The organism is Brevundimonas sp. BR2-1, assembly GCF_037626195.1.
In the GTDB taxonomy this organism is placed as follows: domain Bacteria; phylum Pseudomonadota; class Alphaproteobacteria; order Caulobacterales; family Caulobacteraceae; genus Brevundimonas.
In genome coordinates, this window is sequence record NZ_JARKMV010000002.1 from 400,425 (window position 1) to 415,058 (window position 14,634).

At 67.1% G+C, this 14,634-nt stretch carries 15 protein-coding genes; 6 read left to right on the plus strand and 9 right to left on the minus strand.

Annotation, left to right across the window (positions count from 1 at the left end; all coding sequences use genetic code 11):
- Positions 1-70: 70 nt before the first annotated feature.
- Positions 71-592, plus strand: coding sequence for a hypothetical protein (locus BrevBR_RS11525; protein ID WP_332638610.1), 522 nt, complete (start codon positions 71-73; stop codon positions 590-592).
- Between the two features lie 49 nt (positions 593-641).
- Here BrevBR_RS11525 and BrevBR_RS11530 read toward each other — a convergent pair whose 3' ends face one another.
- The 3 genes from BrevBR_RS11530 to BrevBR_RS11540 form a co-directional block, all read right to left on the minus strand.
- Positions 642-1,202, minus strand: a complete 561-nt coding sequence (locus BrevBR_RS11530) for an HNH endonuclease (RefSeq protein ID WP_300468875.1) — start codon at positions 1,200-1,202, stop codon at positions 642-644.
- 133 nt (positions 1,203-1,335) lie between these two features.
- Complete coding sequence (locus BrevBR_RS11535) at positions 1,336-1,986, minus strand: trimeric intracellular cation channel family protein (protein ID WP_332638612.1); 651 nt, start codon at positions 1,984-1,986, stop codon at positions 1,336-1,338.
- Positions 1,983-2,684, minus strand: coding sequence for a DNA-3-methyladenine glycosylase family protein (locus BrevBR_RS11540; protein WP_340001029.1), 702 nt, complete (start codon positions 2,682-2,684; stop codon positions 1,983-1,985). Before BrevBR_RS11540 ends, BrevBR_RS11535 begins: the two co-directional genes overlap by 4 nt.
- A gap of 87 nt (positions 2,685-2,771) precedes the next feature.
- Between BrevBR_RS11540 and gluQRS the strand changes: the two genes are divergently transcribed.
- A complete protein-coding gene (gene gluQRS, locus BrevBR_RS11545; protein WP_340001030.1) occupies positions 2,772-3,620 on the plus strand; it encodes a tRNA glutamyl-Q(34) synthetase GluQRS in 849 nt (282 codons plus the stop codon).
- Here gluQRS and ppk2 read toward each other — a convergent pair whose 3' ends face one another.
- Complete coding sequence (gene ppk2 / locus BrevBR_RS11550) at positions 3,621-4,367, minus strand: polyphosphate kinase 2 (RefSeq protein WP_340001031.1); 747 nt, start codon at positions 4,365-4,367, stop codon at positions 3,621-3,623. It lies immediately after the preceding gene.
- A gap of 128 nt (positions 4,368-4,495) precedes the next feature.
- On the opposite strand from ppk2, the gene BrevBR_RS11555 reads away from it, so the two are divergent.
- The 3 genes from BrevBR_RS11555 to BrevBR_RS11565 all read left to right on the plus strand — a co-directional run bounded on the left by BrevBR_RS11555 (position 4,496) and on the right by BrevBR_RS11565 (position 6,799).
- Positions 4,496-5,614, plus strand: coding sequence for a serine hydrolase domain-containing protein (locus BrevBR_RS11555; protein WP_340001032.1), 1,119 nt, complete (start codon positions 4,496-4,498; stop codon positions 5,612-5,614).
- Positions 5,615-5,635: 21 nt separating this feature from the next.
- Entirely contained in the window at positions 5,636-6,394 is a 759-nt protein-coding gene (locus BrevBR_RS11560) for an extensin-like domain-containing protein (protein ID WP_332638617.1), read from the plus strand.
- A gap of 201 nt (positions 6,395-6,595) precedes the next feature.
- Entirely contained in the window at positions 6,596-6,799 is a 204-nt protein-coding gene (locus tag BrevBR_RS11565; protein WP_284223759.1) for a cold-shock protein, read from the plus strand.
- A 16-nt stretch (positions 6,800-6,815) separates the two neighbouring features.
- Here the strand turns inward: BrevBR_RS11565 and BrevBR_RS11570 are convergent, their stop codons facing one another.
- The 4 genes from BrevBR_RS11570 to BrevBR_RS11585 form a co-directional block, all read right to left on the minus strand.
- Positions 6,816-7,826: a DMT family transporter gene (locus tag BrevBR_RS11570; RefSeq protein ID WP_340001033.1), complete on the minus strand. Its 1,011-nt coding sequence runs from the start codon at positions 7,824-7,826 to the stop codon at positions 6,816-6,818.
- Positions 7,827-7,880: 54 nt separating this feature from the next.
- Entirely contained in the window at positions 7,881-8,075 is a 195-nt protein-coding gene (locus BrevBR_RS11575; RefSeq protein ID WP_332638619.1) for a stress-induced protein, read from the minus strand.
- A 173-nt stretch (positions 8,076-8,248) separates the two neighbouring features.
- Positions 8,249-8,827: a hypothetical protein gene (locus BrevBR_RS11580; RefSeq protein ID WP_340001034.1), complete on the minus strand. Its 579-nt coding sequence runs from the start codon at positions 8,825-8,827 to the stop codon at positions 8,249-8,251.
- Between the two features lie 198 nt (positions 8,828-9,025).
- Positions 9,026-9,829: a DpnI domain-containing protein gene (locus BrevBR_RS11585; RefSeq protein ID WP_340001035.1), complete on the minus strand. Its 804-nt coding sequence runs from the start codon at positions 9,827-9,829 to the stop codon at positions 9,026-9,028.
- Between the two features lie 269 nt (positions 9,830-10,098).
- Here BrevBR_RS11585 and BrevBR_RS11590 point away from each other — a divergent pair, with 269 nt between their 5' ends.
- Positions 10,099-12,060, plus strand: a complete 1,962-nt coding sequence (locus BrevBR_RS11590) for an ATP-binding protein (RefSeq protein ID WP_340001036.1) — start codon at positions 10,099-10,101, stop codon at positions 12,058-12,060.
- 99 nt (positions 12,061-12,159) lie between these two features.
- On the opposite strand, the gene uvrB is transcribed toward BrevBR_RS11590, so the two are convergent.
- Positions 12,160-14,514 (minus strand): excinuclease ABC subunit UvrB, encoded by a 2,355-nt coding sequence (uvrB, locus tag BrevBR_RS11595; RefSeq protein ID WP_340001037.1) that lies wholly within the window; start codon positions 14,512-14,514, stop codon positions 12,160-12,162.
- Positions 14,515-14,634 lie beyond the last annotated feature (120 nt).

The window sequence follows — 14,634 nt, forward strand, 5'->3', positions numbered from 1 at the left end:
GCAGGAACCCCCATAACGGCCAATCGTTCTCTGCGGGCAGGGGCTGCACGCAATTTCGAGGACCCGTATCATGAAAACCCTTCTATCCGTGACCGTAGCCTCCGCCGCCCTGCTTCTCGCGGGCGGCGCTTCAGCCCAGGTCGTCGGCGGCGTCGGCGGACAGGTCGGCGGCTCTGTCGGGGTAGGCATTCCCCAGACCGGCCCTGTCACCCAGGGCGTCGGCTCCATCGCCCGCGACGGAGCGCACATGACCCGCGACACAGTGCGTGAGACGCGTGAGACCCTGCGCGACGCGCGCCCCGACGCCAATGTGAACGCCAACGCCAATGCCCGCGCCGACGCCCGCGCCAACCGCGACGGGGTCGCCGTTGACGCCGCCATCCAGACCGGCGCCATGGTCCACAGTTCCGACGGCGCCATGCTGGGCTCCGTCGTGGACGTGACCCGGAACGCCGCCGGCCGCGCCACATCCTTCGTGGTCCGCTCCGCCGACGGCGCCACCCGCACCGTCCCGGCCGGCAGCGTCTCGGCCAACGGCAATGTGCTGGTGACCGGGTGGACCGAAAGCCAGTTCAACCAGCGTCCGCGTTAAGTAACGAAAATGACGGGAGGCCCGCGCCGCCGGCGCGGGCTTTCGCGCGTCAGGGCTCCAGCTCGATGTCCCAGTAGAGATAGTCGAGCCAGCTCTGGTGCAGATAGTGGGGCGGGAACCGCCGCCCGAACTCCTGCAGCTGCCAGGCGTTCGGCCGATGCGGAGCACGGCGCAGGGGCATGCCGGCCTGCTGCGGCGTGCGCCCGCCCTTGCGCAGGTTGCAGGGCGAACAGGCGGCGACGATGTTTTCCCAGGTCGTGCGCCCGCCCCGCGACCGGGGCACGACATGGTCGAAGGTCAGCTGTTCGGTCGCGTGGCAGTACTGGCAGGTGAAGCCGTCGCGCAGGAAGACGTTGAAACGGGTGAAGGCCGGCTGCCGGTCCTGATCGACGTAGTTTTTCAGCGCGATCACGCTGGGCAGGACGAACTCCATCGACGGGCTGCGCACGACCTTGTCGTAGGTCGAGACCACGTCGACGCGGTCCTGGTACACCGCCTTGACCACTTCCTCCCACGGCCAGATCGACAGCGGATAGTAGGACAGGGGGCGGAAGTCGGCGTTCAGCACCAGCGCGGGCCAGCCGGACGGGGGGCGGCTCAGGACCTGCATCAAGTCCTCGCCGTCAGGAAACGGAACATGGACGCGAACGGACTGAAGACCGGTCTCCTTCCTTGTCTGAGCTCAAAGCCTAGTCTTGATTCGACGGCTTGGCGATGACCGCCCGGCGACGGTTTCGCAACGCTCAGCCGCGGGTCGGCGTGCCCGGGAAGGCCGGCAGACTCCAGCCCCAGATCAGGGCCCCGGCGCGCAGGGCGAAGCCGCAAGGCGCGGCGATCAGGGCCGCCGGCCAGGCGTCCAGTCCGGCGAACCGGGCGACGACGAAGACCGTCGCGGCCAGCAGGGCGGCGGAGACGGTGATTTCCCGCCTCAGCAGGATGGAGGGTTCGCCGGCCAGCAGGTCGCGCACCACCCCGCCAAAACAGGCGGTCAGGGCCCCCATGACGATGCAGATCAGCGGCGCGACCTCATAGGCCTCGGCCTTGGCGGCCCCCATCACCCCATAGGCGGCGAGGCCGAAGGCATCGAGCCACAACAGGGCCCGGAACCGCCACGTCCGCGCGCCCAGCATCCAGACCACGACCGAGGCGAACAGGCAGACGGCGATGTAGCGCCAGTCCTGCACCCAGAAGACCGGAGCCCCGATCAGCAGGTCCCGCAAGGTGCCGCCGCCGACCCCGGTGATCGCGCCGAAGAAGGCGAAGGTGACGAGATCGTGCCGCTGCCGGGCCGCGGCCAACGCCCCGGTGGCCGCGAAGACCGCCACGCCCGCGAAGTCGAGGGCGCCCAGCACGGTCTCGGGATTGGCCAGGGCGGGGTCGACGATCGGGCTCACTCGGTCTTGCTCTCTGTCGTCTCGCGCGCGGCGCTGGCCGGGTCGGAAGGATGGTCGTCCAGCACGACCTCGCCCCGCTTGACCGCTCCATACCACCCCCAGAGCAGGTGCGCCGCAACGCTGCGATGCGGCTTCCACATCTCGGAGCGGGCGTAGGCCTCCTTTTCGCGCGGCCGGTCCCCGGATCGGTCGGCCCAGCGCATCGCCTCCTGCAGGGCGATATCGCCGGCCGGGAAGACGTCGAGCCGGCCCTCGCAGAACATCAGAAAGGTTTCGGCCGTCCATTTGCCGACGCCCTTGATGGCGACCAGCCGGGCGACGGCCTCTTCATCGGACAGGCTTTCCAGATGATCGAAGTCGATGCGGCCCTCGACATGGGCCCGGGCGATCTCGTGGCCATAGGTCGCCTTCTGGATCGACAGGCCGAAGCTGCGCAGGGTTTCAATCGGCGTGGCCAGCACCTTCTCCGGCGTCACCTCGCCCTCCAGTCCCTGCACCACGCGGGCCCAGATCGCCGCGGCCGAGGCGACCGAGACCTGCTGGTCCACGATCATGTGAAACAGACCCTCAAACCCGCCGGTGCGCCAGCGCCAGTCGAACGCCGGCGTCTGGGCATGAGCGCGGGCAAGTGAGGGATCCAGCGCGATCAGGGCGTCCCGGGAAGCGGCGATCTGGAGGGGGTCTGGAATAATGGCCATGGCGGAACCTGACGCCCGCCGGAACCCGCGACAATCCCCGCGCGCCAGCCGCTGACGATCAGGTCCGCTTCCCGCTATGATCGGCGGATGTTCACCACCCGCTTCGCGCCTTCGCCGACCGGCCATCTGCACCGGGGCCACGCCTTTTCGGCCCTGACGGCCTGGACGGCGGCGCGCGCGGAGGGCGGACGGTTCCTTCTGCGGATCGAGGACATCGATCCAACCCGATGCCGGGCGGAGTTCGAGGCCGCGATTCTTGACGATCTGGCCTGGCTGGGACTGGACTGGGAACGGCCGGTGCGGCGGCAGTCGGAGCATCTGGCCGAATACGCGGCCGTCGTCGACGTGCTGGATCGACGAGGCCTGCTGTACCGCTGTTTCCGCACCCGCAAGGACATCCTCGACGCCATCGGCGACGCGCCGCATGGGCCCGCCGAGGCCGCCAGGCCCGGGCCGCATCCCGCGGAAGAGGAGGCCGCCTTCCTCGCCGAGGGACGCCCTTTCGCCTGGCGTCTGTCCTTGGACCGCGCGCGCGATCTGCTGGGCCTTCGCGCCTGGGAGGCGCTGGCCTTCGTCGAGGAGGGCGCGGGCCCCGACGGCGAACGCGGCCTGGTCCGGGCGCGGCCCGAGACCGCCGGCGACGTGGTCCTGGCCCGCAAGGACGCCGGAACCGCCTATCACGTCGCGGTCACCCACGACGACGCCCTGCAGGGCGTGACCCACGTCATCCGCGGTCAGGACCTGTTCGAGGCGACCCATATCCAGGTGCTGATCCAGACGCTGATGGGCTGGCCGACGCCCATCTACCGCCACCATGCCCTGATGGTCGGCGAGGACGGCCGGCGCTACGCCAAGCGCGACCGGTCCGTCACCCTGGGCGAGCTGCGCGCCAGGGGGCTCAGCCCTGAAACCCTGAGAGCCGAATTGGGCTTCTGATCAGGGCGCAAGACGGCCTTCGGCCTTGTCCGCCGGGAAGATCACATCCTTGTCGACCTTCTCATCCGCGCAGCCCGGCCCGTCGAGCCGGTTGAGGACATGCCGGATGACGTTCAGCCGGGCGGTCTTCTTGTGATCGGTCGCCACGACCGTCCACGGCGCGTGGACGCTGTGGGTTTCCGCCAGCATCCGGTCGCGGGCCGCCGAATAGGCGTCCCAGCGCTTCTGCGCCTGGGCGTCCAGCGGCGATCGTTTGAACAGCTTCAGAGGTTCGGTCGCCCGCTCCTCCAGCCGCCGGGCCTGTTCCTCCTTCGAGATATCGAACCAGAATTTGATCAGCAGGATGCCGGCGTCCGTCAGCAGCCGCTCGAACCGCGGGACGTCTTTCAGGAACTGCGCGTGCTGTTCCGGCGTGCAGAAGCCCATGACCGGTTCGACGCCGGCGCGGTTGTACCAGGAGCGGTTGAAGATCGACGTCTCGCCCTCCGTCGGCAGGTGCGGCACATAGCGCTGGAAATACCACTGGCCGGTTTCGCGCTCGGTCGGCTTGGGCAGGGCGAAGACGCGGGTCTGGCGCGGCGACATATATTCGGTCAGGCGGGTGATCGATCCGTCCTTGCCCGCGGCGTCGCGCCCCTCGAAAACCATCACGGTCCTCTGACCTTTTTCGATGGCCCAGGCCTCGGCCTCGACCAGCTTCAGCTGCAGGCGTTCGAGTTCGGTCTGGTAGTCGTCGGTCTTGCTCATGCAGGGGGCTTTCTGATGGATCGGCAGACTGCGCCGACGGCCGAAGGGCCGCAAGATGAACGCCTTCTCACGTGCCGGCGATCCGTACGGGCGGTAAAAGAGCCGGGAACATCGAGGGAGGCCGGACGATGCATCGTCGCCATCTGCTGGGAGGGTTCTTCGCCGCCCCTGCCGCGCTCGCCCTGCCTGCCCGGGCGGGTGAGGTCCGTTCGGCGCCGGACGAGGCGCTGGATGCGGTCTTCGCCTCGACCGCCCCGCCCGCGCTGGCCGGAGCCATGGTCACCCGGGCGGGCCTGAGCTGGTCCGGAGTGCGAGGCGCAAGACAGGCGGGCGGAGACCAGCCGGTCACGCTGCAGGACCGCTGGCATATCGGCTCCAACACCAAGGCCATGACCGCCGCCGTTTTCGCCCGGCTCGTCGAGGCGGGACGCGCCCACTGGGAGATGACTGTCGCCGAGGCCTTCCCCGGCCTGACCCTCGATCCGGTATGGCCCGCGACGCCTCTGACGACGCTGATGCGCCATCGATCCGGACTGGCCGACGCCGATGTGATCGGCATGGACTGGCTGGGCGTGGCCCGGGCCGATCCGCGCAGCCTGCCCGCCCAGCGCGCCGCCCTCGCCGCAAAAGCCTTCGGCCGGCCGCCGTCGGGAGCGGCCGGCGCCTTCGCCTACAGCAACGCCGGCTACATTATCGTCGGGGCGGCGATAGAGGCCATCACGGGACAGGCGTGGGAGGACGTCATCCGGGCCGAACTGTTCCAGCCCCTGGGCCTGTCCAGCGCCGGCTTCGGTCCGCCGCCCGACCCGAACGCCTGGGGTCATCGCACCGTCGGCGGCCAGCCCTTGCCCGTGAATCCAGCCAGTCCCGGAGCTGACAATCCCCTGGCCTTGGGGCCGGCGGGGACCGCGCACATGACCCTGGCCGACAACGCCCGCTGGCTGCAGGCCGTGCTGGGCGGCGGGCCGCAGGGCTGGCTGGGCGATGACAGCCTGACTCGGCTGACCAGGACGGACGAGGCCGATCCGGCCTATGCTCCCGGCTGGATCATCAGGCCGGCGCCCGCCGCGGGGGACATGGGCCGGACGATCGGCCACGAAGGCTCCAACACCCTGTGGCACGCCATGGTCGTGGCGGCGCCGGACCGGGGGCTGGGCTTCATCGCCTGCTCCAACGACGCGGCGAAGGGCGCCATGGCCTGCCGGCGACTGATCCAGCGGCTGATGGCGGTGGCTAGCGCCGCCTGAGCCGGGTAAGGCTGGTCGGGCATGAAGCGCGATTTCGCCGATTTCTGGAACCTGATGTGGGAGCTGACGCTCGGCCTTTGCGCCGCGTTCGCCCTGCTGAACGCCTTCGCCCCCGGCCAGGACCTGCCGTGGAAGCCGCTGGATCTCAGCCATCCGATCGGACAGGCGACGGCGGCCAAGGTGGCCGATTTCGAACTGCCCCGCACCGCCGCGCCGGAAGAGACCACCGCCGTCACCGACGCCTGCATCCAAGTGCTGCGCGAGGCCGGCGTTCAGGTCGAACGCGCCGAGGACCGCGACGACGGCGGCTTCTGCGTCGTGCGCGGCGCGGTGCGGATCACCGGCGGCGATGTCACCCCCCTGGCCGGCAATCCCGTCATGCAGTGCCCGCTCGCCGTGCGCTACGTCATCTGGGAGCGCCAGGTGCTGCAGCCGGCGGCCGAGGCGGCGTTCGGCAGCCGCGTCGCCCGGATCAACGAGGTCGGGACCTATTCCTGCCGCCGCATCTACGGCCTGACCGCGACCGACGCCCGGCCCAGCGAGCATGCGCGGGCCAACGCCCTGGACATCGGCGGCATGACCCTGGCCGACGGCCGCCGCGTCTCGGTGCTGAACGACTGGGACGGAACCGGCCCCGCCGGCGCCGAGGGCCAGAGCTTCCTCAGGCGGATTCGCGACGGCGCCTGCCGCGCGTTTTCGACCGTCCTGACGCCCGACTACAACGAGGCGCACCGCAACCACCTGCATCTGGACGGCGCGCCGCGCAGCCTCTGCGCCTGATCGCGGTAACCACGTTCTCTCAAGGCCCCGTTGGTTTGCGATTGACCGCTTCCGAATTGCGCGAGAAAAAGTCGCCGCAGTCCGGATTTCGCGCGGCCTCCACCACCGTGCCCGCTCCTTCGCTGAATGAGCTCGTCCAGATGGGCTGACGGGTGTCCCGTCGGGACGCCTGCCTGGCAAGCGCGTTCACGGAGACGCATTATGGCGACCGGTACGGTCAAGTGGTTCAACCCGACCAAGGGTTTCGGCTTCATCCAGCCTGATGGCGGCGGACAGGACGTCTTCGTCCACATCACCGCGGTCCAGAAGGCGGGCCTGCAAGGCCTGGATGAGAACGCCAAGGTCGAATACGAGCTGGAATCCCAGCGCGGCAAGACGTCGGCCATCGACCTCAAGCTGCTCTGATCCACGACTGACAGCATCATGGGACGGGCGCGGCGGCTTCGGCCTCCGCGCCCTTCTTTTTTGTCGGGGCCGCGCTCGTCGACCCTTCGGGATCTCCCGACCCGGAGCCTGTCCTCGGGCCGACCGAAGGTCGGACCCGGGGGCGGCCCGGGGGCTGGGCCGCCGACCATTGGGCGAGCACGATCGCGGCCAGCACCACCGCCCCGCCGACAGCCTGCACCGGCGTCAGGGTCTCGGCGAAGATCAGCCAGCCCAGCAGGGCCGCGACCACCGGCTGGATCAGCACCGTCACCGCCGTCAGGGCGGCCGGCAGCCGGCCCAGCGACCAGGCCACCCCGCCCTGCCCGGCCACATGCATCAGCCCCAGACCCGCGCAGGCGGCCCAGCCGCCCCATGAGCCCGGCAGGATCTGCTCGCCCAGCGCCAGCGCCGCCAGCAGCAGGCCGGGCGCCGCGATCGCCGTCGACCACAGCATCACCCGCCCCGCCGAATACCGCCCGCGCGCCGCCTTCACGGCGATGAAATAGCCCGCGTACCAGAGGGCGGTGACCGCGGCGAAGGCGTCGCCCAGCGGCGGGTTGGACCCCTGCCCCCCGTCGGCCCCCAGCGACATGGTCACCGCCCCGGCGATGGCCGCGGCCAGGGCGACCAGGAACAGCGCCTTCGGCCGGTCGCGGAACACCCACCAGCCCACCAGGGTCACCACCACGGGCGTCAGATTGGTCAGGGTGGTGGCGTTGGCCACCGAGGTGAAGGCGATCGAATAGTGCCAGAAGGCCAGGTCGAGCACGAGCATCCCGCCCGCCAGCGCCATCCACCCGGACGGCCGCCCGATCCCCTCCCCGCCCCCCATCAGGAATTTGGGCCGCATCGTCATCGCCAGCAGCCACGGCAGGGCGAAGGCGAACCGCCAGAAGCCCGCCGCCGCCGGTCCCGCATCCGCCAGCCGCACCAGTATGGGCGCGAACCCCAGCACGCAGGCCGAGGCGATCAGGACCAGCAGGGCGGAGGCGCGGGACGAAGGCATGGAGCGGGTATAGCGGATTCTCCCTCCCCTTCATGGGGAGGGACGCCGGCGCGCCTAGCCCCTGGTCTTGTCGGCCTTGCTCAGCCCGCCCTTCTGACCGGCCGCGCGGGCCAGGTCGGAGTCGCGCGAGAAGGTGCGCTGTTCGGGCGCCACGCTGGCGCCGCCCTTGGAGGCGATCGCCCGCCGCTGCTCCAGCGACATGGCGGCGAAGCCGCGCGGACGTCCGGTCGTGGGTTTGGTCTCGGTCATGGTTACTGCCTCCGCCGGATTGAACGGACCGCCGAAAGCTTTCCGTCGCACCGCAAGTTGCAGATACGTCGGTTTTTTCACGGTGGGTGCGCAGGGCGGCGACCGTCAGGCGGCCGCCGCCGCCCCGGCATGGCCTGAGGGCCGCCTCGGCGCGGTCGGAAGGTTTCAGCCCGTCACGGCACGCTCTCCGCCGCCCCGACCGGCAGGCCCATCTCCTCCCGCCACTGCTCGCGGTTGGCGTCCAGAACCATGGCGTCCAGATCCTCGAGCGCCGCCAGCCGCCCGTCCCCGTCCCAGAACCCCGCCGTCCACGGATACTGGCTCAGATACTCACGGTCCTCGGCCGCCGTCTCCGGCCCCAGCCGCTCCGCCCGCCACCTCAGCACAAACGCAACATGCCATAGGGGGACTCCCTTCAGCGGCCCGCCTGTCATCGCCCCGGCCAGCGACTCCGCCAGCATCCGCGTCTCCTCCACCCGCACCTGGTACTCATCCAGCCTACGCCGGGCATGGCGGTCCCAGCCCTCCAGAGGCTCGGGCGCCGGATCGTTCTCCCCGTCGCGCCGCCGCCACCCTTCCGAGGCCCGCCGCCGCCACAGGTTGGCCAGTCCCACGTCATACCGCCGCGCCAGCGACGCCCCGGTCTCGCCCCTCTCCCACCCCCGCCGCACCTCGGCCCAGGTCTCTTCGGAACGCAGCTTGCGGGAGGAGCCTTCGAACATGGGCGGCAGTATGGAACGGCGGTACGTCAAATTTGGACGCACCCTCCCCCGATGGGAGAGGGCTTGAGCGGTCCGCATCAGAGTCCCTTCTCCCCTCGGGGGAGAGGGTGGCCCGGAGGGCCGGATGAGGGGGATGAGGGGAAATAACGGCGGTCAGCCGGTCCAGTTCGACTTTACCCCTCATCCGAGCGGCTCCGCCGCCCACCTTCTCCCCCAAGGGGAGAAGGATCAGGTCCGCCGATACGTCCCGCGCCGCTCCCCGAACGCCAGCCAGCCCCGGTCGCGTAGCACCTGAAGCTGTTGCCTGATCTTGGCCCGTACGTTGTTGTTCCCCGGCCAGAGCGCCGCCAGCCGCGCCTCCTGCGCATAGACCTCCTCCAGCGTGAACTCGGGCCGCCCGCCAGAGTCCATGGCCGCCTCGACAGCCCCCATGACGGCCAGCAGCCAGCCGCGCGCGGTCTGGCTGGTGTCGCGCAGGAACAGGGTCGCGCGCCACTGCTCCAGCACCGCCGCCTTCGCCACCGGACGACCCTCGCGGATCAGGCTGATCTTCCCCGCCGCCGGCACCTTGCCGATCAGGATGTTGCAGCCCTGCCAGGGCGCGCTGCGTCCCTTGGGCCAGGTCGGCGCCTTGGGCTCGATGATCGACGGCGTGAAGAACTGCTTCGGCACGACGATCAGGTCGGTGACCCGCGCGGCGTCGCGGTCATAGCTCATGACCAGCAGATTGGGATTGTTACGCGCCTTGAGCCGCGCCGTCATGGCGCTGTAGGCGCCGTCCAGCACCTTGGCGCCCAGCCTGCCGTTCTTCGCCTTGAGCTCGAACTCCTCGGCGCAGGCCGCGCAGGCGAAGTCCCCGACCGGCGCGTTGTTCGGCAGCGGCTTCAGGGCCTCGGCGCCGCAACCGGGACAGAACAGATGGGCGGCGACCCAGCCCTCGGTCCGGACCCGCGCGTTCTGGGTCGGCCCCTTGAAGACGACGGCCTGTTCGGCGAAGCCGAGCCCACACCAGTGATTGTCGTCCTGCCCCATCCACCCACCGTAGCGGGTGAATGGTCAGGGAGTTAGCCTTAGCTCCCGTTCTACGTCAGCCTCGTCGATTAGCGATCACCGACGATTGAATTGCGGAAGCAAAACATCGCACTCTTCGGTCAACTTGAGGGGTGCCCGAAGTGGTAAAGAACTACAGCCTAGCCGTATTTGGAGTCCTAGCCGTCGGCCTCTTAGGCTTGGTCTGGCTTTGGACCGGGTCATTGTCGCTGCCCTCAGGCGAGTCCGCGATCTGGTTTCACGCCGGATTGTTGACCCTGCTGATCGCCAAATTCATCGTTGAGTATCGCTACCCCAAGCCGAACGACGTGTTCGTCAACTGCATGGTGGTGTTTGCCGCCACCTCGACGTTGTCCGATCCCCCATACGGAATCTGGTGGAATCTCCTGAGATGGGGCGCGCTCATCTGCGGCGTGACTGCGGTTGTCCTGGCTTGGGACCCTGGAAGAGCGGCACGCTTATCTGAGAACCGCTGGCGAGCACTTCTCTACGGATTGACCATCGGCGTTGGCCGCTCCGAAGTAATTTTCTCATTGGTGTTCATTTTATCTCTTATTTCCTACTTCAACTTACAGAGCACAACTTCGGTAGTTTATGTGGTCTTCTGGGGCATCTTGCTTCTGAGTTCCCAAATTAAGCTGCCAGAACTTCTATCTCGCAGTTTCTCTATGAGGAAAGGAACCGCAGTTCATTTGGTGGGGTCCGCCCACTCGTTTCTTGCGCCTTCGATCGTTTTCTGCCGGAGCCTCGGTACCAGCAAGCCACCCCTCCACGCCGTCGTAGGCTTCACAAATTCACTCTCGAGTCTTTGCCACAGCCTCGGCGTTGTGATCGGCGAGAGAACTTCTGCAAGCGAGACGAGGATAGCGGTGGCTCTACTCGGCACCACCGTGAGCGAGGCCGGTCTTACTGAACAGTCTTTGCTCGTGACGCTTTCGGAGGATCAGCGGGCTGCTTGCGATCCATCAGTTGACGAAAGCCAGGTCGAAGCTTTCAAAAAGGTGGTCGGCACGGTTGCCAGCGGCACCAATATCTCTCGCGTAAAGTTCGAAATTCTCGGCGATCCCAAGATCGCCGCTGGGAACCTGCTGAACATAAGCACACACGATAATCCGGTATTTTATCAAGTATTTGACGGTGTCGTCGAGGAAGAGGCTGGCTTCAAAGACAGCGGCAGGGCGTTCGTGGAGGGGGAAGCCGAGCAAGTAGGGTACTGGGACAACACGCGTGGAGGGTTCGAGACACACGATTGGGTGGCCCGTGAAAGGGCGCTTGTTTACTTGGCTGACCGCAACGAGCCGGCCCCGGCCTACGCTCTGGACAATGACGAATTTCAGATCGGAACGATACCGGACGCCAACTATCCGGTGATCCTGAATATCTCCGATCTTGTCCTTTACCATACGGCAGTACTTGGTGTGACAGGAAGCGGAAAATCCTTCCTCGCCTATAACATCATCGAAACTTCTGCTCTCAAGAGCATAAAGGTCATATGCATCGACCCGACTGGCGACTATCAGCGACACCTTCCCGATGCAGTAATACTGAACGGTAGAGGCTCTCTTGATGCGTTCATTGAATCTCCCGATCACATGATCGGAATAATCGAGACGGCATCGTCAGACATGGATCCAATTGTTCAAACGTATGCAGCAGCAAACAAATGCCTCGACTGGTGCAAGGCTCACCGATCTGACGAAGATGTTAGCAATCCCAGCCCCAAGATTCTGCTAGTTCTCGAAGAAGCTCACCTCCTCGTACCGGAGTGGAATTTCAACCCTCAACGCGGAATGCAAGATCAGGTAAACAGGATCTCCCAGATCGTACTTCAGGCTCGCAAATATGGCTTAGGGTTCTTGGTCGTTTCTCAGCGCACAGCCAACGTTACGAAGAGCGTTCTGAACCAGTGCAATACCATTATGTCGTTCCAAGCTTTTGACGAGACTGGTTTCGATTTTTTGAAGAACTACATGGGTGCCTTCCATGTTCGGTCGCTGCCAAACCTAAAGCCTCGGCACGGGATTGTGGTCGGCAAGGCATCTCGGTCACGGAGGCCTGTGATGGTTCGCTTGTTGGATCAGGTTCGGCCGATTCGAGCGGTTCCGGCCCCGAATATGCCACTGCCTGAGCAGCCTGCAGAGGTCTTCAATGTGCCCGAAGCTGCCGAAGTTCTAGAGGCACTGGCGAATACACCTCTGATGGGCGGGGAGTGACATAGGCCCCCAACACACGGCCGCGAATTTTCAAGCGCTTCAATCTCATCTGTTCGATCTGCATGCGCCCGCGGACCTCGCGCCGCTTCTGATTTCCCCCTACAGCCTGCTCTTCCGGAACGCCTCCGCCTTCTCCGCCGCCGCATCGGCCCGCCAGCGTTTCGGCGCCGACTTGTCGACCTCCTCGCCCTCGGCGGTCAGGACCTCGTTGGCGAACTCCAGGTCCATCAGCTTCATGCGCTTGATCTCGTCGCGCAGGCGGGCGGCCTCCTCGAACTCGAGGTTGGCGGCGGCGTTGCGCATGCGGCCTTCGAGGTCCTTGAGGGCGGCCTGGAAGTTGGAGCCCACGAAGGGTTTGGACGCCTCGGCCACGCCCGGCGCCGTCAGCTTGTCGAGGGCGCGGGACTCATAGGGGCTGGCCATGATCTCGCGGATGTCGCGCTTGACCGACTCCGGGGTGATGCCGTGTTCGGCGTTGTACGCCTCCTGCTTCTCGCGGCGGCGGTTGGTCTCGGCGATGGCGCGCTCCATCGAGCCGGTCATGCGGTCGGCGTAGAGGATGACGCGGCCGTCGACGTTGCGGGCGGCGCGGCCGATGGTCTGGATCAGCGAGGTCTCGGAGCGCAGGAAGCCCTCCTTGTCGGCGTCGAGGATGGCGACCAGGCCGCACTCGGGGATGTCGAGGCCCTCGCGCAGCAGGTTGATGCCGATCAGGACGTCGAAGGCGCCCATGCGCAGGTCGCGCAGGATCTCGATCCGCTCCATGGTGTCGACGTCGGAGTGCATGTAGCGGACGCGAACGCCCTGCTCGTGCATGTATTCGGTCAGGTCCTCCGCCATCTTCTTGGTCAGGACGGTGACCAGGCTGCGGTAGCCGGCGCGGGCGACGGCCTTGACCTCGTCGATGCAGTCGTCGACCTGGGTGCGGGTCGGGGTGGAGACCGGGCGGATCTCGACCGGGGGGTCGATCAGGCCGGTGGGGCGGATGACCTGTTCGGTGAAGACGCCGCCGGTGCGCTCCATCTCCCACGGGCCGGGGGTGGCGCTGACGAAGACCGTCTGGGGGCGCATGGCGTCCCATTCGTCGAACTTCAGCGGGCGGTTGTCGATGGCGCTGGGCAGGCGGAAGCCGTATTCGGCCAGGGTGGATTTGCGGCGGTAGTCGCCGCGGTACATGGCGCTGATCTGGCCGACGGTGACGTGACTCTCGTCGACGAACAGCAGGGCGTTGTCGGGGATGTATTCGAAGAAGGTCGGCGGCGGCTCGCCCGGGGCGCGGCCGGTCAGCCAGCGGCTGTAGTTCTCGATGCCGGCGCAGGAGCCGGTGGCCTCCATCATCTCCAGATCGAAACGTACCCGCTGTTCGAGGCGCTGGGCCTCCAGCAGCTTGCCGTTCTCGACCATCCAGTCGAGCGTCTCCTTCAGCTCGGCCTTGATGCCGGTGATGGCCTGGTTCAGCGACGGGCGCGGGGTGACGTAGTGGCTGGCGGCGTAGACGGTGATCTCGGTCAGGTCGGCGGTCTTCTTGCCGGTCAGGGGGTCGAACTCCTGGATCGATTCCAGCTCGTCGCCGAACAGCTGGATGCGCCAGGCGCGGTCTTCCATGTGGACGGGGAATATCTCGAGGGTGTCGCCGCGCTTCCTGAACATCCCCCGCTCGAACGCCGCATCGTTCCGCTTGTACTGCAGCGCGATCAGGTCGGCGCGGAGCTTGGACTCGTCGATCTGGTCCCCGACCTTCAGGGTGAAGGTCATGGCCGTATAGGTCTCCACCGACCCGATGCCGTAGATGCAGCTCACGCTCGCCACCACGATCACATCGTCCCGCTCCAGTATCGCCCGCGTCGCCGAGTGCCGCATGCGGTCGATCTGCTCGTTTATACTTGAGTCCTTCTCAATATATGTGTCCGTGCGCGGGACATAAGCTTCCGGTTGATAATAGTCGTAATATGATACGAAGTATTCGACGGCGTTATCCGGGAAGAAGGACTTAAACTCGGAATAGAGCTGGGCGGCGAGCGTCTTGTTGTGGGCAAGTATAAGCGCCGGGCGCTGGGTCTGTTCGATGACCTTGGCCATGGTGAAGGTCTTGCCCGAGCCGGTGACGCCCAGCAGGACCTGGTCGCGCTCGCCCGCCTTCGCGGTCTCGACGAGCTCGGCGATGGCGGCGGGCTGGTCGCCGGCGGGGGTGTATTTCGTCTCCAGCCGGAAGGGGATGTGTTTGCGGTCCTGCGGCCGGTCGGGGCGGTGCGGCGTCCAGTCGGCGGGCTTGCCGGGAGGCTCGTCGGGCGTCAGGCGCGGGCCGGCGACGGGCGCGAACATGGGCATGCGGTTCTTCGCCGCCGCCGGATCGAGGATGAAGGGGGCCGCGGCCTCCGATACGCCCGCGGACTGGCCGGGGACGTGAACGGGCTTGCCGGATTTTCCGGGGGACCGGGAAGGGGAACGAGCCATGAACGCAAGGTAGGGCGGGACGCCGCCCACGGCTAGGGGCGGGAGGGCCGCAGCGGAAACGTGACCGGGCCCGCGTCCGCACTGTGGTGACCGAACCACGCTTGTGTCGAAGCTGTGTTC

Coding starts and splice junctions, on each gene's coding strand:
- ppk2 (WP_340001031.1), bottom strand. CDS start 4,367: ATGAGCAAGACCGACGACTACCAGACCGAACTCGAACGCCTGCAGCTG.
- uvrB (WP_340001037.1), bottom strand. CDS start 14,514: ATGGCTCGTTCCCCTTCCCGGTCCCCCGGAAAATCCGGCAAGCCCGTT.
- BrevBR_RS11530 (WP_300468875.1), bottom strand. CDS start 1,202: ATGCAGGTCCTGAGCCGCCCCCCGTCCGGCTGGCCCGCGCTGGTGCTG.
- BrevBR_RS11525 (WP_332638610.1), top strand. CDS start 71: ATGAAAACCCTTCTATCCGTGACCGTAGCCTCCGCCGCCCTGCTTCTC.
- BrevBR_RS11570 (WP_340001033.1), bottom strand. CDS start 7,826: ATGCCTTCGTCCCGCGCCTCCGCCCTGCTGGTCCTGATCGCCTCGGCC.
- BrevBR_RS11575 (WP_332638619.1), bottom strand. CDS start 8,075: ATGACCGAGACCAAACCCACGACCGGACGTCCGCGCGGCTTCGCCGCC.
- gluQRS (WP_340001030.1), top strand. CDS start 2,772: ATGTTCACCACCCGCTTCGCGCCTTCGCCGACCGGCCATCTGCACCGG.
- BrevBR_RS11585 (WP_340001035.1), bottom strand. CDS start 9,829: ATGGGGCAGGACGACAATCACTGGTGTGGGCTCGGCTTCGCCGAACAG.
- BrevBR_RS11560 (WP_332638617.1), top strand. CDS start 5,636: ATGAAGCGCGATTTCGCCGATTTCTGGAACCTGATGTGGGAGCTGACG.
- BrevBR_RS11540 (WP_340001029.1), bottom strand. CDS start 2,684: ATGGCCATTATTCCAGACCCCCTCCAGATCGCCGCTTCCCGGGACGCC.
- BrevBR_RS11555 (WP_340001032.1), top strand. CDS start 4,496: ATGCATCGTCGCCATCTGCTGGGAGGGTTCTTCGCCGCCCCTGCCGCG.
- BrevBR_RS11565 (WP_284223759.1), top strand. CDS start 6,596: ATGGCGACCGGTACGGTCAAGTGGTTCAACCCGACCAAGGGTTTCGGC.